This window comes from Pseudomonas rhodesiae, assembly GCF_007858255.1.
Taxonomy (GTDB): domain Bacteria; phylum Pseudomonadota; class Gammaproteobacteria; order Pseudomonadales; family Pseudomonadaceae; genus Aquipseudomonas; species Aquipseudomonas rhodesiae.
Genome location: NZ_VFEU01000031.1, coordinates 1 through 20150 on the forward strand (window position 1 = coordinate 1; position 20150 = coordinate 20150).

At 56.3% G+C, this 20150-nt stretch carries 19 protein-coding genes and 2 pseudogenes; 14 read left to right on the forward strand and 7 right to left on the reverse strand.

Annotated features, from left to right (window positions below; all coding sequences use genetic code 11):
- Positions 1-2655: DUF6531 domain-containing protein (locus FIV35_RS25900; RefSeq protein ID WP_146375098.1), on the reverse strand; the 2655-nt coding region annotated here is incomplete at its 3' end.
- A 484-nt stretch (positions 2656-3139) separates the two neighbouring features.
- Here FIV35_RS25900 and FIV35_RS25910 point away from each other — a divergent pair.
- Positions 3140-4172: pseudogene (locus FIV35_RS25910) on the forward strand (PDDEXK nuclease domain-containing protein).
- A 60-nt stretch (positions 4173-4232) separates the two neighbouring features.
- On the opposite strand, the gene ycaC reads toward FIV35_RS25910, so the two are convergent.
- Complete coding sequence (ycaC, locus tag FIV35_RS25915) at positions 4233-4865, reverse strand: isochorismate family cysteine hydrolase YcaC (protein WP_034100941.1); 633 nt, start codon at positions 4863-4865, stop codon at positions 4233-4235.
- Positions 4866-5234: 369 nt separating this feature from the next.
- Here ycaC and FIV35_RS25920 point away from each other — a divergent pair, with 369 nt between their 5' ends.
- From FIV35_RS25920 to FIV35_RS25955, 8 genes are all read left to right on the forward strand, one after another.
- Positions 5235-5816: a YjfI family protein gene (locus FIV35_RS25920; RefSeq protein ID WP_034115237.1), complete on the forward strand. Its 582-nt coding sequence runs from the start codon at positions 5235-5237 to the stop codon at positions 5814-5816.
- Between the two features lie 17 nt (positions 5817-5833).
- Positions 5834-6532: a PspA/IM30 family protein gene (locus FIV35_RS25925; RefSeq protein ID WP_034115232.1), complete on the forward strand. Its 699-nt coding sequence runs from the start codon at positions 5834-5836 to the stop codon at positions 6530-6532.
- 55 nt (positions 6533-6587) lie between these two features.
- Complete coding sequence (locus FIV35_RS25930; protein WP_034115231.1) at positions 6588-7148, forward strand: rhomboid family intramembrane serine protease; 561 nt, start codon at positions 6588-6590, stop codon at positions 7146-7148.
- Between the two features lie 72 nt (positions 7149-7220).
- Positions 7221-8255 carry an ion channel gene (locus FIV35_RS25935; protein WP_034139443.1) on the forward strand — a complete coding sequence of 345 codons (1035 nt, stop codon included), beginning with the start codon at positions 7221-7223 and terminating at the stop codon, positions 8253-8255.
- Positions 8242-8913, forward strand: coding sequence for a DUF2491 family protein (locus FIV35_RS25940; protein WP_034139442.1), 672 nt, complete (start codon positions 8242-8244; stop codon positions 8911-8913). Before FIV35_RS25935 ends, FIV35_RS25940 begins: the two co-directional genes overlap by 14 nt.
- A 15-nt stretch (positions 8914-8928) precedes the next feature.
- The gene (locus tag FIV35_RS25945) at positions 8929-9357 is read left to right on the forward strand and encodes a DUF350 domain-containing protein (RefSeq protein ID WP_034115228.1); all 429 of its coding nucleotides are present in this window, start codon (positions 8929-8931) and stop codon (positions 9355-9357) included.
- An 18-nt stretch (positions 9358-9375) separates the two neighbouring features.
- A complete protein-coding gene (locus FIV35_RS25950; RefSeq protein ID WP_034139441.1) occupies positions 9376-10083 on the forward strand; it encodes a DUF1190 domain-containing protein in 708 nt (235 codons plus the stop codon).
- Positions 10084-10096: 13 nt separating this feature from the next.
- Positions 10097-11254 carry a glutathionylspermidine synthase family protein gene (locus FIV35_RS25955; RefSeq protein WP_034139440.1) on the forward strand — a complete coding sequence of 386 codons (1158 nt, stop codon included), beginning with the start codon at positions 10097-10099 and terminating at the stop codon, positions 11252-11254.
- An 89-nt stretch (positions 11255-11343) separates the two neighbouring features.
- Here FIV35_RS25955 and darG read toward each other — a convergent pair.
- The 3 genes and pseudogenes from darG to FIV35_RS25970 form a co-directional block, all read right to left on the reverse strand.
- Positions 11344-12431 (reverse strand): annotated as a pseudogene (gene darG, locus FIV35_RS25960) (type II toxin-antitoxin system antitoxin DNA ADP-ribosyl glycohydrolase DarG).
- Complete coding sequence (darT, locus tag FIV35_RS25965) at positions 12428-13039, reverse strand: type II toxin-antitoxin system toxin DNA ADP-ribosyl transferase DarT (protein ID WP_034139439.1); 612 nt, start codon at positions 13037-13039, stop codon at positions 12428-12430. The pseudogene darG and the gene darT overlap by 4 nt, the downstream one beginning before the upstream one ends.
- Entirely contained in the window at positions 13036-13203 is a 168-nt protein-coding gene (locus tag FIV35_RS25970) for a DUF4433 domain-containing protein (RefSeq protein ID WP_231980898.1), read from the reverse strand. The genes darT and FIV35_RS25970 overlap by 4 nt, the downstream gene beginning before the upstream one ends.
- A 502-nt stretch (positions 13204-13705) precedes the next feature.
- On the opposite strand from FIV35_RS25970, the gene FIV35_RS25975 reads away from it, so the two are divergent.
- Positions 13706-13942 (forward strand): hypothetical protein, encoded by a 237-nt coding sequence (locus tag FIV35_RS25975; protein ID WP_034139438.1) that lies wholly within the window; start codon positions 13706-13708, stop codon positions 13940-13942.
- A 222-nt stretch (positions 13943-14164) separates the two neighbouring features.
- On the opposite strand, the gene FIV35_RS25980 is transcribed toward FIV35_RS25975, so the two are convergent.
- Positions 14165-14839 (reverse strand): hypothetical protein, encoded by a 675-nt coding sequence (locus tag FIV35_RS25980; RefSeq protein WP_017736617.1) that lies wholly within the window; start codon positions 14837-14839, stop codon positions 14165-14167.
- Between the two features lie 237 nt (positions 14840-15076).
- Between FIV35_RS25980 and FIV35_RS25985 the strand changes: the two genes are divergently transcribed.
- The 4 genes from FIV35_RS25985 to FIV35_RS30000 all read left to right on the forward strand — a co-directional run bounded on the left by FIV35_RS25985 (position 15077) and on the right by FIV35_RS30000 (position 19149).
- Positions 15077-16363 (forward strand): hypothetical protein, encoded by a 1287-nt coding sequence (locus tag FIV35_RS25985; protein WP_017736616.1) that lies wholly within the window; start codon positions 15077-15079, stop codon positions 16361-16363.
- A gap of 68 nt (positions 16364-16431) precedes the next feature.
- Positions 16432-16662: a helix-turn-helix transcriptional regulator gene (locus FIV35_RS25990; protein WP_017736615.1), complete on the forward strand. Its 231-nt coding sequence runs from the start codon at positions 16432-16434 to the stop codon at positions 16660-16662.
- A gap of 332 nt (positions 16663-16994) precedes the next feature.
- The gene (locus FIV35_RS25995; RefSeq protein ID WP_017736614.1) at positions 16995-17960 is read left to right on the forward strand and encodes a YagK/YfjJ domain-containing protein; all 966 of its coding nucleotides are present in this window, start codon (positions 16995-16997) and stop codon (positions 17958-17960) included.
- A gap of 178 nt (positions 17961-18138) precedes the next feature.
- Complete coding sequence (locus FIV35_RS30000) at positions 18139-19149, forward strand: hypothetical protein (protein ID WP_156796360.1); 1011 nt, start codon at positions 18139-18141, stop codon at positions 19147-19149.
- Here the strand turns inward: FIV35_RS30000 and FIV35_RS26000 are convergent.
- A complete protein-coding gene (locus FIV35_RS26000; protein WP_231980899.1) occupies positions 19077-19808 on the reverse strand; it encodes a GntR family transcriptional regulator in 732 nt (243 codons plus the stop codon). The genes FIV35_RS30000 and FIV35_RS26000 overlap by 73 nt on opposite strands.
- Positions 19809-20150: the final 342 nt, after the last annotated feature.

Consider the following 20150-nt stretch of genomic DNA (forward strand, 5'->3'; position numbering starts at 1 on the left):
CAGGCCGTCAGCGTAGGCGTAGGCGGTGCGTTGGCCGAGTTCGTCGCGTTCGGCGGTGATTTTTCCGTAGGGGTTGTAGCTGTATTCGCGGGTGGCACCGCCTGGCAGGGTCAGACGAGTCAGCCGACCCACAGCGTCCCACTGGTACTGGGTCAGCGCGCCATGTTCATCCTCACGCGCCACCTCGCGGCCCAGGTCGTCGTAGCGATAGCGCCTGATGCCACCATTGGGCAACTGCTCCTCAACCAGTTGCCCGCGCTCATTCCACGCCAAGCGATGGCAGCTGTGATCCGGGTACCAGACGCCGATCAGTTGCCCATGTTTGTTGTAGCTGTAGTCGGTAACGTGACCGTCAGGATCGATCTTACGAATGACATCGCCCTGATCGTTACGCTCGTATTTCCAGACCGCTTCACCCCGGCGCACCACGCGTACGAAACCGTAGTCATGCTCGTAGGTAGTGGGCTCATCTTCCCCAGGAAACAACGCCACCAGCCGTCCGGCTTCGTCGTACTGATACGCCGTCACCGCCCCCAGCGGGTCTTGTTCGACCGTCAACCGCCCTTGGGCATCGTAGGATTTGAAGTGCTGCGCGCCATCCGGATCGATGCGTTGCACCAATCGCGCACGGTCGTCGTGGACATAGATTTCCTGGCTGCCATCGGCGTTGTGCACCGTGACCTGACCGTCGTCGCCCCACACATAGCGCGTGTCCATCTGCGAGAAGCTGGCCCAGTGCCGCACACAGCGCGCCGCCTTGCCGGAGCGTTCCCACGCCCAGAAGAAACTCGCCCCGCCGGCCAGGCCGCGTTCCACAATGACGTGCTGCTCGTCGTAGCGATACACCTCGCTCTCGCCGACGGCATTGGTCGCCGAGACCAGTCGGCCCAGGTCGTCATAGGCGTAGGAAACGACGTTTTGCTCAGTCGTCCAGACATACGGACCACGGCCTTTGGCGCGCTGAATCTGGTAGTCCACCGCGACAATGCGCCCGCTCCCATAGCGCAGAAACAACGAGCGACCCACCCCGTTATCCACCCGCTCGATACGTCCGAGCACGTCGCGGAAAATTCGCAGGCGGTTGTCATACGCATCGCTGATCGCTGTCAGCACACCGTCGCGAAAGTGGTAGAAGCGCGACGCCTGGGCCAGCACCAGCTCATCCGGCGAAGCCCCCAGATAGATCGCTGCTTCGGCCAGGCTATTGGTGATTGCCGGCCTCGCAATGGTGGGCATTGGAAAGGAAATTGAGCGATTTTCATGGTCGGTCCACACCACCGAATCGCCTGAAACCAGCAGCCGCTGCGCCAGCCCATGGCTCCAGCCAAACCCCAGCCCTACATCGACTTCCACCGCACTGGTGCGATACAGGCGCGTCCACTCGAACGGCAATACCCCATCCAGAACACCGTCAGTCAGGGTCAGCAATTCCTCGCCGGTGACCATCGATACGGGGCAGCCGTTAGTGACGGTTTTATCCGCAGAAGCCGCCGCATCGCCGTTCGGATTCGTCGATACAGCAGGCAAATCATCCACAGGCTCTTTTTGCTTCAGCACCGCGTTCTGCCGCGCCCGCCAGCGCATCTGCAGCGTGCCTTGCTTCACTCTGCCGACCACACCGCGAACCGCCACCGCCTTGTAGCGATCCACCGCCTGCATGAACCTCGTCAGAATCGCCAGCACGCTCTGAACAAAACCAACAGCCGCTTTAACAATCTGTGCGCCATACCTGGCCAACCGCAGGCTCAAATACGCCACAGCCGCCGCCGGCAATGCGATGGTCAGCACCGCGCCAATCACTAGGTCAATCAGCAGCGACACCACAAACCCAGCGGCCACTTGCGCAATCTCACTGGGCGGCAATGCGTCCAACCAGATCATCGCCGTGCGCACCAGCAGGAACAGCGCCGCCTCATCACTGGCGAGCAACATCGCCTGTTCCATGACCTTGGGCGCATCGGTGGCGATTTGTGCCAGCTTGGCCGCTTCGGCTCCCAGCTGTTCGACGTACTTCAACGGGTTTTCAAGAATCGCCTGCACCAGCTTGATGCTGTCCCACACGTCCCGGATCGCGGCCCAACTGCCCGCCAGCACGCCGCTGCCAATCGCACTGGCCGTGGACTGCTGCCAATGCGGCTTGAAGCCTTGCCACTGTTCGCGAAGCCACCGCTCCAGGTCCGCCATCAGCCCGGCGTAGGAGGCGAACAACGCGTCAACCTGCTCCTGGGAAACACCGCCCTGTACCCGAACCTGATAGCGCCCGCCAGCGGCGCAGTGGTGTGAGCCCTTGCCGTGCTCATCCAACATGACCCGCGTGGAACTGCCGTCATCCAGCCCGATAACCTCGACCGGAATGTCGCCAATCGGCACGTCATACACTGAGTCGAATTTGCTCTCTATCTTCAGCTCGCCGCCCAACTGGCACACGGCAACACTGCCGATAAAGTTAGGGTCGCTCAAGCTTACGGTTGTCTGCGAGTCACCGACGCGCAACACCCGATCCATCCCCAGCAACGACGGCATATCTGCCGCATGGCTCACCGAGTCCACCGTCCGCGAATACCAGGCGCCCATCTGCTGGCGATAAGTCACCAGGCTCTGATGAAAGCCATCCAGCTCATGTTCGATAGAGGCAATGTGGGAAGCGTGGGTCATCCGTGACGTCTCGGCAGAGGGCAAGGCGTCGGAGTCTGCCGCAGTAAAAAGCGGCTGGATGAACGGTGGGGAAAATCAGAAAGGGCTTATGACGGTCGCGTAATAGTCAGCCCCAATCACAGTTGGGGGCTACTTCAAATGGCGATTATGCTCATTGACGAGCAGTGCTTTGTGCTTCTTTAAGTTGGGGTTCAAATTCAATCAGTCCAGCCTGCATCCTCTGCAATACGGCGATTTGCCTGGCCAGGTCTCGCTTCTTAAATTGGCAATAGCGTGTTCTGCTCGATCCCAGGGCAAAGCATTGGCCTTTCCCTTTTCCAAATCGTCCGCCGATCTGCTTCAGAGAGTGTTGCAATAAGCTGATTTGCAGTTGCCAGTAGGACCGTTTCGTAAGATGTGTTGGGCACCTCCTGAAGTGCTTACGACCCCTTGTTACTGCAAAGGCCTCTGACTAGCCTGCCGAAAACTCAAGAGTGAAACAGGCATGAGCGAAAGGTCTATCCGTTTGACGGCGCCTCCGACGGGCTACAGCGATTGGCTGACCGGCCTTAAAAAGCGCATCCACGCGCCACAACAGCGTGCGTCACTGGCAGTCAATCGAGAAATGGTGCTCCTTTACTGGAATATCGGTCACGAGATTCTGACCCGCCAGAACCAGCAGGGGTGGGGGAGCAAGGTTGTTGATCGTCTTGCTCAAGATTTGCGTACGAGTTTTCCCTGCATGAGAGTTTTTTCGCCCCGCAACCTGAAGTACATGCGTGCATTTGCTGAAGCTTGGCCGGATTCGGAATTTGTGCAACAGGCTGCTGCACAATTGCCGTGGGGCCACAATGTGGTCCTGCTCGACAAACTTCCGGGGCCAGAATCCCGTCGTTGGTACATCGCGCAGGCGATTGAACACAGTTGGTCCCGCAACACGCTGGTGATGCAAATCGAAACTCGCCTACTGGAGCGCACGGGTAAAGCAGTCAGCAATTTCGAAAACCACCTGCCCAAGCCACAATCCGACGCTGGCGCGTGAGTCGCTGAAAGATCCTTATCGTTTTGATTTTCTCAGTCTGGCCCTGGATGCGCAGGAGCGCGACATAGAAAATGCCCTGATCAAACACGTCACCGACTTTCTGTTGGAGTTGGGCGCTGGTTTTGCGTTCGTCGGCCAACAAGTTCTCTTGGATGTGGGTGGCGATGAGTTCTTCGTTGATCTGTTGTTCTACCACGTGAAGCTGCGTTGCTACGTGGTGATCGAGCTCAAGGCGGGAAAATTTAAGCCTGAACACCTAGGCAAGCTGAGCTTTTACCTTGCTGCTGTAGATGCTCAGCTTAGGCATCCACAAGATGGGCCAACGATTGGCCTATTATTGTGCAAGAGCAAGAATGCGGTGGTAGCTGAGTATGCACTGCGCGATAACAACCGACCTATCGGAGTGGCGGAATATCAACTGGTAGGGGCATTACCCGCAGAGCTGCAAACCAGTTTGCCAAGCATCGAGCAAATTGAGCGGGAACTGGCGGGTTAAGCTCGGTTGAATAACGAAAGCCCGCTTTTGAGGGCAGGCTTATCGCGAATCTCGGCTGACTTACTTCTGATGAGCCGTCAGCGCCGCATACCCATTCATCAAGTTGCGATAGTTCGGGATACGCTGAGACAGTAGATTGCCCAGCCCTTCGATATCGTTACGCCAGTCGCGATGTAGCTCACAAGCCACCGAGAACCAGTTCATCAACTGTGCACCGGCTTGTGTCATCCGGCTCCACGCCGCTTGCTGCACGGTGGTGTTGAAAGTGCCCGACGCATCCGTCACCACAAACACCTCAAACCCTTCCGCCAGCGCCGACAAGGTCGGGAACGCTACGCAGACATCCGTGACCACACCGGCAATGATGATCTGCTTGCGGCCAGTGGCCTTGATCGCTTTGACGAAGTCTTCGTTGTCCCATGCGTTGATCTGACCAGGGCGGGCGATGTAAGGCGCGTCCGGAAACATTTCTTTCAGCTCCGGCACCAACGGGCCATTGGGGCCTTGTTCGAAACTGGTGGTAAGGATGGTCGGCAGGTTGAAGAACTTCGCCAGGTCGGCCAGGGCCAGTACGTTGTTCTTGAACTCGTTGGGCGAGAAGTCCTGAACCAGAGAGATCAGGCCGGTCTGGTGGTCGACCAGCAGTACGATGGCGTCGTCTTTGTTGAGGCGGTTGTAGGTTGCAGTGCTCATGGTTGAATCCTTTTTGTTTAAGTGGGTTAGGGCGTTGCGTTCAACATGGGCACAGATTAATGGGTGGTGACGGCATGATAAATCGTCTGATATGGGTAATACCGTCAACTCAAAGGTGACAATTTCGGTCATTTAGCAGCAGCGACCTTTAGTGTCAGTGAAAGAAGTACGACAAAAAATCTCACGCGTGAGCTATTGAGCCTGCTGAAAATTGCCTGTAGATTTTCTCACGCGTGAGTTTTTCACAGCGAGGTCAGCACCATGAAAAGCAGCTCTCCATCGACCCCGTCCCCAGGGGCCGATACCGATTCAACCCGTCTTCAAGGAGAGCGCTTGAAACCGTCGGTCAAAAAGCCATCGAGCTTCTACATGAAGCAGATGCGCGCAGGCCTGGCGGCCGCCGGCTATGTGAAACACGAGACTTGGGTGCTTCCCGAAAATCGAAGCCTGCTCAAGCAAATGGAGAAACAGCTTCGCCAGCCGATTCTGGCTGGTTCATTCATGTCGGAGAATTTCATGAGCGCAGGTACCAACTGGAATATCGATCGCCTCTTCACCGCTCTTCAGGCCCTGGACGAGGTGGTGTCCAAGGACATTACGCTGTCTCTGGTCCAAGGCTCCGAGTCCAGCATCAAGCTGGAAATGAACGACTTCGGTGGCTTGCCGATTTACATCGCGGTGGTGGGCGAGCAGATCATCGTCGATACCGTGCTGGTCGATGCCGAGTCCATCAACGATGTCGCAACCTTCAATGACGCGGTGTTGCGCAGCCGGGAGATGTTCCCGCTGTCCTCGATCGGTATCGAAACCATGCCGAACGGGCAAGTGGTCTACAACATGTTCGGCGCATTGAGCTCCGACTCCAGCCTGACCAATATCGTGACCGAGGTGAAAACCTTGGTCGACAACGTGCAGCGCGCCAGCGAAGCCTTCGAACGTTTCTTCAATTAAGCACTCGGGAGTATCCAATGACTCAGTCCATCTGGAGCAAATTGTTCACCGCGCTGCGTGGCGGTGCCAACGAAGTCGGCGAATCGATCGTCGACCAACAGGCCCTGCGCATCCTCGATCAGGAAATTCGCGATGCCGACACCGCGCTGGCCAACGCCAAGCGTGAGCTGGTCAGCATCATGGCCAAGCACAAATTGGCGACTGATCGCGTCAACGAGTACGACGCCAAGATCAAGGACCTGGAGTCCAAGGCGGTGGCTGCCCTGCAGGCCAATCGTGAAGACCTCGCCTTGGAAGTGGCCGAAGCGATTTCGACCCTGACCAACGAGCGGGATGTCGAGAATAAGCAAGCCATTGAGTTCGGTGGCTATGCGGAAGGCATGCGCAAGGACATCACCAAGGCCGAAAGCCGGATCAAAAGCCTGCGCCAGCAAGTGGATATGGCCAAGGCTCGCGACAGCGTACAGAAGGCCCAGGTCAGCGCCTCCATCGCCAGCGGCGGTGCCAACGGCAAGCTGGAAACCGCCGTCGGTACGCTGAATCGTTTGCAGGCCAAGCAGCAGCAACGCGCCGCTGAACTGCAAGCTCAGGATGAGCTGGCTGACGCTTCGACGGGGACCGATCTGGAGCGCAAGCTGCGCGACGCCGGCATCACGCCGGATGAAGGCAGCGCCAATGCGATTCTGGAGCGCCTGAAGCAAAAGTCGGCGGAGTAAGCAACGTCGCCGCTGGGAGGGCAGTGTCTGCCCTCCCTTTTTTATCGAGGTCAGGATGGATGCCCTGAAGGGTTTCAAGACAATCGCAGGCTTGGCCTTCTTGATGGTCGCGCTGCAACTGCTCAATGTGGCGACCGGTTACAGCCTTATGGCGTTCGGCCTGATCCCGAGAACGCTGCAGGGGCTGCCCGGCATTCTCACGTCACCGTTTCTGCACGGCTCGTTCGCCCACCTGAGCGCCAACCTGATTGCCTTTGTGATGCTGGGCAGCCTGGTGATGATCGAAGGGCTCAATCGGTTTGTGACCGTCAGCGCGATCATCATTGTGCTGGGTGGCTTGCTGGTCTGGCTGTTCGGTTTTGCCGGCATACACGTGGGCGCCAGCGGCTGGGTCTTCGGGCTATGGGCCTACCTGTTGTCTCGCGCCTGGTTCCACAGGAGTTGGGGCAACCTGATAACGGCCGCTGTCGTCGCGGCACTGTATGGCGGCTTGATCCTTGGCTTCCTGCCTCGCCAGGGTGTTTCCTTCGAAGGGCATCTGTTTGGCGCATTCGCCGGATTTATTGCAGCCAAGGTACTTCTCTCCAAACCACGCAGCAGGTTTAATGCCGGCTGAGCGCGCTTGAGCATCCCGATGTCGAGGCGACAACGTCATCAGGTAATCAAGTACCCAAGGAGCCAGGGACACGTGTCGATTTTTCTTCTGTTGCGCAGGTACGCTTCCTCGCTCTTTCACCGCTTCGGTTGGGCGGGGCTGGTGATCGCCCTGGGGATACACCTGATCACCGCCTACCTGGGCCTGGTGTACCTGGACGAACAGCACCTCACCGCTCCCGCCACATTTATTTACTTCTACCTCACCACCACGCTGACGGTCGGCTATGGCGATCTTGCGCCGCAGACCTCGGCGGGGCGCGTGTTCGTGGCTGCCTGGGTGATGCTCGGGGGCATTGCGCTGCTGACGGCAGCCATCGGCAAAACCACCAGCACTGTCATCGATGCATGGAGAAAAGGCATGAAGGGCAAAGGCGATTTCACCGGTAAGGTCGGTCATACCGTGCTCATTGGCTGGGAGGGCGCGTCCAGTGAGCGAGTCATTGAGTTGTTGCTCCAGGACGAGACCTCGAACGACAACCTGATCGTCATTTGCGATTGCACCCTCGAAGAAAACCCAATGCCGGGCAAGGCGGCGTTCATCCGTGGCGAAAGCCTGTCTTCGACAGCGTTATTGCTGCGTGCCGGCGTGCCCGGTGCCGAGCGTGTGCTGGTGCGCACTCCGTCTGATGATCTGACGCTGGCCACCGTGCTGGCGGTGAATCAACTGAGCCCGGTCGGTCATGTGGTGGCCCACTTCAATGAAAGCGAAATTGCCGCTCTGGCCAGCTCCTACGCCCCGAGCCTGGAATGCACATCAAGCATGGCTATCGAAATGCTGGTGCGCGCGTCCCAGGATCCGGGCTCGTCGGTGGTCATCAATGAGCTGTTGTGCGTGGGCCAGGGTGCCACCCAATACTTGATGAAATTGCCCGAGGCCTTTGAGGCCACGTTCGGCGACCTGTACACCCAAATGAAAGAACGCCATAACGCCACTCTCATCGGCTATCGCGCCATAGGCGCCCCGCAACCCTCGATCAACCCGCCCAGCAACACGCGCGTTGCAGGTGGCGAACTCTTCTACATCGCCTCCACCCGCCTCAAGGAAATCTCCAATGGGATGGTTTAAACAGTTGATGGGGCTTGAGGCCCCGCACGCCAATACACAATCGAAAGAGCCTGGCCAAGCCGTGCCGAGCACCGGGCCGCTGGGCCTGGCGCCGGGCAAAGGCGTGATATTCGACACGAGCCTGAAATTGCTGCTCGACGGCAAAACCACGGTGATCATCCCCGGCACCCAGGAAATCTGGAGCAACGGCACCGTTGACCTCGGGCAGTCGACCTGGCTTTCGCGCTATTACATGAACGACGAAGATTACTGGCTGCAGGTGCACACCACGGGCGATATCACCGGGCAGGTCGAGTCGGTGATCCTGTTTAACTACCTGAGTTACGTCACCCTCAGCAGCGAGGCCGAACTGCGCCGCCTGGCGGGGCCGCAGAGTCTGATCGGTTTGCCGACCTACACCCACAACGGCGTCGAATACGCGCGTGTATGGGGCAGCGAGGAAGGTCAGACAGAATTGGTGGCCATGAGTGAGCAGGTGATCAACCCCGAAGACGCCTACAGCGTTGAGCACCGTTCGATGCTATACGCACGGGATACAGGCCTGACCGATCGACGTGAGTTCCTGCTGTTTTCCGTCGAGGAAGACGCTGAAGGCACCGTCAGCCTGAGCACATCGCTGGGCATTTCGCTGTACACAACCGACTTGAAAGCGCTCTAAAAAAGGAAGAAACACATGCTAGAAGCTCTCTCCATTTCATTGAACAAAACCGCTGTGCTCGGGTTTGTGACCTACATACTGGGCGCTGCCGTACTGTTCGCACTGTTCCAGTTCATCTACACCCGCATCACCCCGCACAAAGAATTCGAACTGATCCGTGCAGGCAATGTTTCCGCAGCCGTTGCCCTGGGCGGTGCCATCGTCGGGTTCGCCATTCCGGCCAGCAATGTGATTGCCTACTCGATCAGCATTCTCGACTTCGTCGTCTGGGCAGTGATCGCGGCCGTCGTCCAACTGTTGGCGTTTCTGCTGACCAGCCTGGTGCTCAAAGGCACGTCCGAGCGCATCAGGAAGGGCGAGCTCGCGGCAGGCATCTACGTGGCCGCCGTGGCTATCAGCGTCGGCATGTTGAATGCCGCCTGCATGACGCCCACCCAGAACTGATTGCGCACGGAGCTCCCGATGAAACGAAGCAAGTACGTCCAGCTTTCGCTGGCAGCGTCGGTCGCCATGGCGATTTCTGGCTGCGGGCCGACGGAAAAAACCTACGATCTGCAGAAGAAGTACAACTTCCAGTCCGTTCAGCAATGCGCCGATGAAAAGCTTCCGGTGGACGTCTGCTCGGACGCCTACATGACCGCCATGGCCGAGCATCGCCGCATCGCCCCGGTGTACGCCAGCCAGGCCGACTGCGATGCCGACTTTGTCGCCGGCTGGTGCCAACTGGACTCCAACGGCCAGTTCATTCCCAAGCTGGGCGGTTTCGAGCTGACCGCCGAAGGCCAGGTGACACAATCCCAGGTCGACGCTGCCAACGCTCAGGCGGGCAACGCTCAGGCAAGCGGCGGCTCCGGCTTCTCCACCAGCAGCCTGCTGACCGGTCTGCTGATCGGCAACATGCTGAGCAGCAATCGCAACAGCTACCGCTCTGAGCCCGTGTATCGCTATCGCGATGATCGCGGCGACTACGCCAACTCGACGCTCAATCAGCGCGTCTCCAATGGCGCCACGTTCGGCCGCTCGAACCAGGCCCGGTATGGCAGCAGCAACTACACCAACACGCTGCGTTCATCCAGCACGTCGAGCTCCGTGGCATCGGCCACCTCCCGTGGCGGTTTCGGCAGCAAGGCCAGCGCACGCAGCGGCTGGGGCGGCGGGTCGAGCAGTTAAGGAAAACCCGGGCATGAAGAAGATTCATTGCGCAGAGCGTCATGACTGGAAACAGACGGCCGACAGCCTCGGCTTTCTGTTCCACACCATCGACAACGAACCCTATTGGGACGAGAGCGCGTACTACCAGTTCACGCTCAAGCAAATCGAGCAAGACCTGGAAGACCCGACCACCGAGATCCATGACATGTGCATGGACCTCGTGGCACGCGTCGTCCAGAGCGAAGAACTGCTCGAACGCCTGAGCATCCCCGCGCCTTTCTTCGACATGATCAGAACGTCATGGCTGGAAGGTCATCCGCACCTGTATGGGCGCATGGATTTCTCCTACAACGGCACCGGCCCCGCCAAGCTGCTGGAGCTCAACTACGACACACCGACCAGCCTTTACGAGGCTGCGGCGTTTCAGTGGGGCTGGCTGGAGCAATGCATCGAGCGCGGCCTGCTGCCCAAGCATGCCGACCAGTTCAACAGCATCGACACCAAACTGCACCAGGCTTTCGCGCAGTTGCAGGTCAACCAGCCGTTCTACTTCGCCTCAATGAAAGACTCGGTCGAAGACAAAGGCACCACCGACTACCTGCGCCTGGTCGCGGAAAAAGTCGGCATCGAATCACGCCACATCGACATCGAAGACATCGGCCTGACCCCCGAAGGCCGCTTCGTCGACCTCCAGGACCGTTGGATTCCCCACCTGTTCAAACTGCACGCCTGGGAATTCATCTTCCACGAACCCTTCGGCGCCGCGATTGCCGAGAGTGATACCCAGTTTTTCGAGCCCGCGTGGAAATCCATCATTTCCAATAAAGGCATCCTGCCGCTGTTGTGGGAATTCAACAAAGGCCACCCGAATCTGCTCACCGCCCATCTGGATACCGAACCGGGTAAAGCGGTGCCGAAGGGGTGGGTGCGCAAGCCGTTTTTCTCGCGGGAAGGCGCCAACATTGAGCTGCAAACGGCTGATGGGCTGGTTGTGAAGGAGGACGGGCCCTACACGGATGCGCCGTTTATCCTGCAGGAATTTGCGCCGTTGCCGCGGTTTGGGGACAGCTATACGTTGATTGGGTCCTGGGTGATCGGGGACCAGGCGGCGGGGATTGGGGTGCGGGAGGATAATAGTTTGATTACCAAGGATTCGAGCCGGTTTTTGCCGCATTTGATATTGGATTGAAACAGTCTGCTGGGCTTCTCAGTCAGTACTGGCCGGCACGCCTCAACCGATTGGCTAAATGCCCGCGTCAGCGGGCAAATTTCTGATTCTCAGCAGGTAGCCATCTGAGCATTGGAGTGGTTATGCGTAAGTCGTTTGAGTGCAATCTCAAGCGCTTGGTCGTCGAACAGTTTGTTCTTGCGAGCTCCAGCACCGGCTCCGCCCTCCCATTGCTTCAATGCCTCGCGCACAGCAGGGACGCTAGGGGAGATATTTTTCTGGCTGAGCAACCAATCGACTGTCGCCAGCAACTCCATACCAAACGGTGACTCAAAGCCGTCAATCAATTCGGTAGCGCATTCCAGGGCTTCGGAGTATTCCTTGGCTTCTGTTTTAAGATAGGTTTGTAGAAAGGCTTTGCGGTCTTGGTCGAACCAGATCACATCACTGTTTTCCGCATCACCGATGCGCTTATCGCAATGCAGATAACTACCGTCCAAGTTGTTAAGCAGATGCTCCAACCGATTGGCATACGGCCCGTACTTATGAGCGACGAACTTAAGGTCCAGCGGGTTCTTGAGGTCTGGCCGCTTCTCAATAGCGCGTTCCAGGAACCAAGCCAGCTTCTGAATCTCAAGCAGGCTGCATTCCATGCCTAACACCCAGTATCGCCGAACCAGTTCCGCAATAAGTGCACGGGCTGGTGTGAGCTTCTCCACGCCGCTCCGCTTGGCGACATTCAGGTACTGATTAGAGGGCTCAAACACAAGCACATCAACATCCAGATCACTCAAGACATCAACGATCTGTTCGCGAACGTCTGCCCATTTCAGGCCGCCGTTACCTGCACCTAGGGGGGGACCGCTACAGACTTCACATGGTTTTTGATCAAAAAACGACGTAGATCGTGTAGACCCTCCGTTATCCATGCCATCTGTGATGGTGATCGCCAGTGACGTTTGGTCGGGAAGTTAACGATCCAGCGAGGACCGTCCAATTCGTTGACCGCAGTCACGTGAACTTTTCCGGTCTCTACCTCGCCAGCCTTACAGGCTGCCGCGTACAAGCGGTAGTTTTCTGCAAAGCGCTCTTTGAACATCAGCGCGATGCCCTTGCCCATCACGCCCACGGTATTCACCGTGTTGACGAGGGCTTCGGTGTTGGCTTCCAGAAGGTTGCCTTGGGTAAATCTGATCATTGAAAATACCATCCCGGACGCGCATGCACAGACAACGTCAGGCCTCTGGCGGCAACGTCCTGCTCTATGCGTTCTTTCATCGCATCGGTGTAACACATGATGCCAAGGAGTCCTGTAATCGGTAGGTGATGGTGAATCAGCGCTTCAGCCTGATACCGCTCCATTTTGCGAGGGTCATCGGGGTCACGTTTGAAGTCACGCCGTTGAAGGATAGACCAGTCGATCTCGTGGAGATTCGCCAGATCGCTGTAATAGTCTGTCCAATCCGGATACGCATGTGCGTTTGTGAAGACGAACGGTAGGCCAAGCTCGGCGACTCGGTGGAGGCTTGAGACGAGAATTACGATCTCGTCATTGTTGCGCTGCTGAACGCTCCACCCGGAGTGAATATTTTTCATCATCACAGAGAAGGGGGTGAAATAGAAGGGCACGTAGTCTGACAAACAGCCTGCAGGAGCAATAGGAACGACGCGCGTGCGGCGTTTGTCGATTAAATCAACATTGCCTATGTTCACATACTGTGCGGCCTGCACCTCGGAGCTGGCGCAGTGCAGGCCGTTGTCCAGAATCCAGGGCAGATTGTCGCGATGGACGATCCGCCAGATCAGAGCCTTTTCTGGAGACCTTGTCGTTTTTTCAGAATCTCGGCATCAGCCACATCTTCGAACGCCCTGAGCTGCGCTCGCGGTTTAAGTCCGTTCTGAAAAATACTGCTCAGGTTGTCCAGCGAAGTGAGGTGATAGAGGAGTTTTTGTTCCTTGATATCCGGCATATCGGTCTCCTTGACCTGTGTATGAGCTGAAGTTGTTTCATTCCTGCTCGCTCATCAGTTGGCAGGATGAGATAAGTGATTCTATTGTGATATCACTTTGGTACGCAATGGCCGTCCTTATCATGGAGAACTGCTGAAAAATCATATGAGTCAGCAGTCCTACAGCGTTCTCGAATTCGTTGTGCCAGCAGGTTAGATCCCTTTCATTTGCGGGACATTTCCTAGAAAATCCCAGCCGCTTGCGCCAGAGAAAATGCACGACTAGGCTGCGGATCGTCACTGACTATTCAGTGATCGGGTTTAGTCGCCCGGACTTCGCTAGGCGCATGCGCCATCTCAAAGACAGGTGTCTTCTCACCTGCACTTTATGGTGGCTGTGCGCAGGGCACCTTCGGGTGCGCCGGTGCCTAGCGGCCGGTCGACTAACCTGCGTACAGCCGCCACCTCTGATTGTTTAGTCGCGAAAGGACGGTGGTAATCACTTACTGCTAGAGGTTTTTCTATGGATAACGTTATTTCGGACTCACAGTCTTCGCATGCAACCAATCCATTCGTCGTAAATGAAGAATTGAGCTTTGAGGATGCCTGGGTGCGTGTGGCTGAGTTGCTGCAGTGTGCGGTGGCTACGTCGCAAGTGCTCGGTGAACCAGTGGCTGCGCCGCAAAGAGCGGTGATGCATTTGGTGGAAATGGCGAAGATAGTGGCGGATCGAGCTGTGGAGTGTTTGCAGCCCACGTAAAGCGATGGAGAGAAGGTAGAGCGACCCGCTTTTGATTAATCAATTGTCCAATAGCTGTTGGACACTTGAGTCGGGGGTACTTATCGGGCAATTAAAAAGCCGGCTTGTGGCCGGTGTTCTTATTAAATATGTTGTTGATTTTAAAATACTTTATTTTTGCTTGTCGTATTGACCCACACTTTGACCCACACTGATGCGAGTTGCTGCCCTGGGAGGCTGATCTCAGATGTTCCTAGGGCTCATCATTTCATGCTTCGCTAGGACGGCCCTGATTGCCTCCTGGATCTCGCGCATTCGCTTCTCGGCAATCCTGTTAGCTTCTGACTCCTGCTCAGCCGAAAGTTCGGGGGTCTGTTCGTTGAGGTATACCTGCCAGCCAGCCAGTCGTCTCAGGCTGGCGTCCAGGTGCTTGGTGGTCACCTCGAGCCTGATCTTGTTCAGCTCCTGCGCAAGCTTGCTTGAGTTGCGGGTGATTGTTTTCTCCAGGGCCTCGCGTCGCTTTCCCTCTTTCTGATCTTGGCTCGACTGCAGGGCGCCTGCGATCAGGCTTTCTATGATCGCTGTTTCGGTGGTGTCAGCATTTTTTGCAAGGATTTTTAGCTTGTCCTTGGTGTTGAGAGGCAGGGTGAAAGAGCACGTTTTTCGCCCGCCTTCCGCCAGTCTATAGCGCCGCTGTCTGATGGAGTTTCTCATCCGTTCAATGAGCTTTACGCCTGCTGCATATTTTTCTAGCTCATGGATCGACTCGGCGAGCGAGTGGTAAAGCATGGGGGGTGTCGGGCTGGGCTTGGCCTTAAGCCCTTCAGGCCATCGCTTCGACAGGTAGCTCGCTGCCCACTCCGCCTCTTTGCGATCGAGTTCATTTAGCCAGCTTGGCGCATTTTCAGTCTCAGCCATCCCCTCTTACCCCTCCCGTTTAGCGGTGCCGGTGCGCCGCACTCGTTCGATTTTTGACGATCGTTAACAGTGAGATTAACAGATCTGTTAATTGGCATACGTCATGCGTGTTTAATGGTAAGGTTAACTCATTCATTACAGGATGTGTTAATCGTCCTGTTACATGAATTATGGTTTGTGGGAAAATAGGGTATAAAGTCTGATCTAATTTGATCATGAAATTTTAGGTTAAGAGCTATGATAGCCTTCTTGAAGATTGATGTTGAGGCTGAATCAAGATTCTTCCTGCAAGCATTTCTATGCATGAATGACTTGAGTCTGGAGGCCCCTTACAAGATCAAGTCGGTAGCGAAGCAGCTCTGCTTGACGGAGAGATTTGTCCGGGACGCATCGCAAGAGTTGGTCAGGGCTAGGCTTCTGAGGGAAAGCAAGCAGGAAGGCGGGGTTGGGCGTCCTGGTGTTGGATACGTTGCCTCGGAGCGCTTGCTTAGAGTGCTCGCCGAAGTAGGCAGAGAATTCACCCACCAAGAGCTAATGCTTCGCCTTTTTCTTGAGCCGGACATTTACGCAGTTGGAGAGGGTGAAACGTCGGCATCGACAGATCAGGAGGAAAAGTCATCCCGCTCCGCTACCCGCAAAGACGGTCGACCTGCTGCCCCTGGTGCCAAGGGGCGGCTGGGGGCTGCCTCCCGGATGTTATTGGCCGCTCTTCTCAGCGAGGCTGACGAGTGCGGTGTCGTGACTGGGCTTGGAGGGCCGAGGCTCAGGGCCATGACTGGACTCGACTCCTTATCGATCAAGCATCAATTGAAGCGTCTTTTGAGCTTGGGGTTCGTTCGTAGCTATGTGCCGGGGCTGTCGAATGGGGTTTTCGTTGGCTCAAAGGTCACGAGCATTTACTACCTGAACCTTGATCACCCACAGCTCCGTGTGAAGCAGAGGCAGCGGGGATTGGTGGTGTACGCAACTCAGGGGCCGAACAAGTACGACATGCTTGAATCGGCAATGCCTACGACAGAGGCACTAAAAGTATTGGGGCCTAGAGCTTTGGATATGCTCTATCACAAGCTGGCAAGCCATACATCCCACCTGCTGACGGCTATTTGGGCGGCCCCTGAGTACGAGCTTGTTGACGTTAAAGCGGCAGTTCTTGAAAGGATTGCTGGTGAGCTGGGTGGGCCACTGACTGTTGGTGCTGATCGGGGTGTGCCTGGCCCATGGGATGGCTTGATGGAAAGCTTCCATGCTGAAGCGTGTAGATGGGCCGAGAGCATCTACAAAGGGCTGCGCCGAATGAAAGTGTGGCAAGGATACAGGCCCCAGCTGGTTAGACTCATCCCTGCTCCAGTCAGAAGCGATGGCTGGAGCATTGTGTCGCTGGTTGTCTATCCAGCCCCCAGAGCCAGCAATACATGTCTTTGGGTATGGGACGTGCGCGGAGGGAGGCTTGACTCGTATGTGCGAGAGGATGCATTGGACCTGGCGCTGCGCTATGAGGTGGCGCTTTTGACCAAGGCACCCTAGGCGAGCTACAGGCCGGTCATTTTTTACCGCCACCGCAGATCCTCTGAGCCATACAGAGGAGCCTGCTCATGCGAATCATGCGATTGAAAGAGGTAATCGATACAACTGGCCTGTCTCGGTCGACCCTGTACAAGTACATCGGGGAAGGCAGGTTCGTTTCCCCGGTCTCGCTAGGCGATAGATCAATTGGATTTGTCGAAAGCGAGGTCTTTGATTGGATTCTGGCCAGGATCGAAGAGCGTGACCTGGCGGAGGAGGCTGCAATGCGTTCCACCAGCCGCCTAAGTGTAGCCAAGTAGAGCCGATCATAAACGCCATGACTCGCTAAGGCTGGTCATGGCGTTTATGCCGTTGGGGGGCAAAGTTCTCAGCTAACTCTCCCAACGTTAAGCGCGGCGAATCTCTCGGCTGGCCGAGCAATGTTGCTCCCATTGCTCGGCCAGCCTGGGGTGGCCGCTGGGGCTTGGATCGGGATCTAGTTATATAGCTCTGGACTATCAATTTATAACCACGCAATAGCCTGAGCTCTAATGGCAGCACGAACTCTAACACCCTGCCTATGGGTTAGGTCATCGGTGAAAAAATACACATCACGTACCTGATATGCCAAAAACTAATCAGGTACACAACCATGACCAAACGAAACACCCACACCAGTCCATCCCGGTCCGATACCTCTATCCGGATTGAGCGTCTCATCAACGCCATCCAGCGTTCAGATAGCCAAGCCTACCGAATCAGATACTCGAAGCATGGTGATGAACTGGTCAGTGAAACCAGGCTGTCAAAGTACTTCGATGGGATCGAGCAGATGATCGCGCTGTTCGAGGGAGATGTGGAGTACCAGTCCAGCTGGCACTTGAGCCTCTTTCAGCAAGCCTGCCAGACCATTGGGGTTGAGCTCAGCCCATGTGGCATTACCTGCTTGAGCGAGGACGGAACACGCTACCTGAGCACCAGCGAGACACTGAACGAACTGACCAAGTGCATCCGTACTCTCCGCACCCAAAAGAGGTTCATGCGTCGGGACGCTGACCAGCGCTACCTGGCTATTCAGCAGGAGATCGAGATCGGTAGCTACGTGGATGCCGTGCTTGATCGCTATGCCCGTACCTGCGTGGTCAGGGTTGATCTGTATTACCGGACAGAGGTCCAAGCGAGGTTGCGTGTGGAGCGCGTATTCGACGACCTGAATCGGTTGATTGCTGAGCGTGAGCGTAACCTGATTTTTGACCATGAAACCGGCTACATCTGCAGCGTTGAGCAAGGCGAGGATCGGGGCTATCACATCCATGCTGCGTTCTTCTTCAACGGTGCTGAAGTGAATGCCGACATCTACAAGGCCCAGCGGATCGGTGAGCTGTGGGAGCGCATTACCCGTGGTCAGGGCTGCTTCAACAACTGCAACCTCGAAAAGGATAAATACCAAGACAGGCTTGGCATTGGCCTGATCCACCGGCGAGACCTGAACGCGCGGGGTAACGTGCATTACGCCATGCGTTACCTGGTCAAGAATGATCAACACCTGCGACTCAAGCCGGTTGGTGCTCGTTGCTTGCGTAAGGGGCAGGCAAAGAAAGGCTTGCGGGGCGACTAATCGGTTCGCTCCCCTGGCGACCATATTGATCACGCAGGTTGGGTCGGTAGTTCAAGCTCGCGCTGGTGATCTGGTGGGTTGCCAGCGTGCTGGACGCTAGCGCGGTGCCTGTGGAGTCCTGGTCGGCCGATGGTTTAGGCTCTGTCCAGGAATCTAAGGCTGCTGTGAGTGCTGTGGGATGACAGAGAAAGGAGAACGATGCCGGCAGCATTACCAGTCGGTGTATGAAAGGAATCAGCCTGCACTCGGCAAAGGCCGTGCTCTTGATGAATCTTTGCATCATTTCTTGGATCAGCGGCCTGCAGGTAAAAACCTCTCTGCACTTGACCGCGCGACTGGCCTGGCTTCAGCACCGTTTTGGCATGATGCGGAGGCGGTCACTCGCTCCGAGCTGGCAAGCCTTGCTCTCAGTCGGGTGCTGCTCTTCGACAATGCAGTCAGTGTCGACCTACTGCTGGAGCTGGCCAGCCATGCCCCAGACACCCTCAGATGGGCAATCCGCTACTCGAAGCTGTTTGAGCGTACTGCTTCGCCGCTATGGCTTGCGCTTCGTGCAGCGCTCGTGGGGGGAGAGTGGCAGATATTCTTCGGTGTCTGTGACCGTTTGCTGGATCAGCTCAAGCCCTTTGATGAGCTGATTGGCAACGCTGAAAAACAGCTTGGGCACTTATCCCTGCTGGAATTGTTTTCCTACCTCAGCGTGCTGGCCTATCAGGCGTTTTCTGAAGACGCTTCCGATGATCGTTCCGGTCAGCAGTGGAAGCTCTACAACCGCATTATCCTGAGGAAACTCCAGGCTTGCCCGGAGGAAGATTTTCGCCTGAACGAGTCACGGCTCGGGCAGTCGCTGAAGCGCCACCTGTCACCGATTATTTTCCCCGAATCGTCCACCGCTGATGCAGCTAGATGTCGTGAAAACCTCGAATGGCTGGCTGTTCTGATTGCGGCAACCCAAGAGCGGATCGACTACGAGGGTTCGATTGACTGGTTCTGCTTCGGTCCGGAGTGCAATTACCAGCTAAAACCGGGTGTCGAAGGAGCGGCAAACACCGTTGTGGGATGGACCTTAATGCTCTGCAAGGAGGGGTTCGGAATATCTTCCCAATTTCGTACCGTTCAACCGAAGATTTCGTCCAGATCCACCTCCTGTTCTTCCCCTATCGAAAGATCCAGCGTGTTCTCGATGTGATTCAGGTGCTCTATCACGAGCCTGACCGCCTCCTCAGTTTCGCCTGACTTGATAGCGTTCACGATCTCAAGATGCTCATGGTTTGGGCATGCCGGCACATTGGGCGCGTCGTACAACAGGATAATCAGACAGGTCAGCGAAGACAGCTCTCGCATAAGTTTCAAAAGTGGGGGACTGCCGACCATTTCTGCGATCCGTAGGTGGAACTCTCCAGACAAGCGAATAACCGCGCGCTTGTCATTGTTTTCCCGAGCAGCGCGCTCTAGGGCCACATGGTCATAGAGTTGAGTGATCTGGTTTTCACCCGCGTGCGCTACGAGCGTCCGAATTAGCGCCGGCTCCAGAATCCTGCGTGCGTTAAATATATGCCGAGCTTCCTCTACAGACGGACTGGCTACGAACGCGCCACGGTTGGGAATCGTGGTGACAACACCTTCATGTGCGAGCCGGGCGAGCACTTCGCGAATGCGGGTGCGGTTGACCTCAAATACGCTGGCAAGCTTCTCCTCCACAAGCTTGGTACCAGGGATGAGCCGGTGTTCCATCACCGCATTCAGGATGCGCTCATAAATGGCGTCGCGTTTCTCGGCTGTTCCAAGAATCTGGCCAGTAGTGCGGGCTTTGCGAGGACGTGCTGTGGGTGAGTCGTCGATGAGCATGGGTGCCGTCTGCATGGTTTGTTACCAAAGAATTAGCGATTGTCACAGAATTACCCGGGATTGTTCAAATGTGCACCTCGAATGACCACGAATCATGGGTGCGCACCGAGAGTGAGCAAGAACTCGGCCAGGGTTGGTTGGTGCTTGACTGGCTGTTGGCTTACCCCGTTGCACATCGTGAAGTTCCTGATTTCGGGGCCTGTAAGACTATTGTCATTGACGTTCAAACCGGGAGCGAAGTTTTGTCACACCGATGGCACAGGGATTGCTATGTGATTGTCACAATTTCAAATTGTTTAGCAACAATCTTGGGGCTGCATGTCAGCTATCGATTCTCTCACT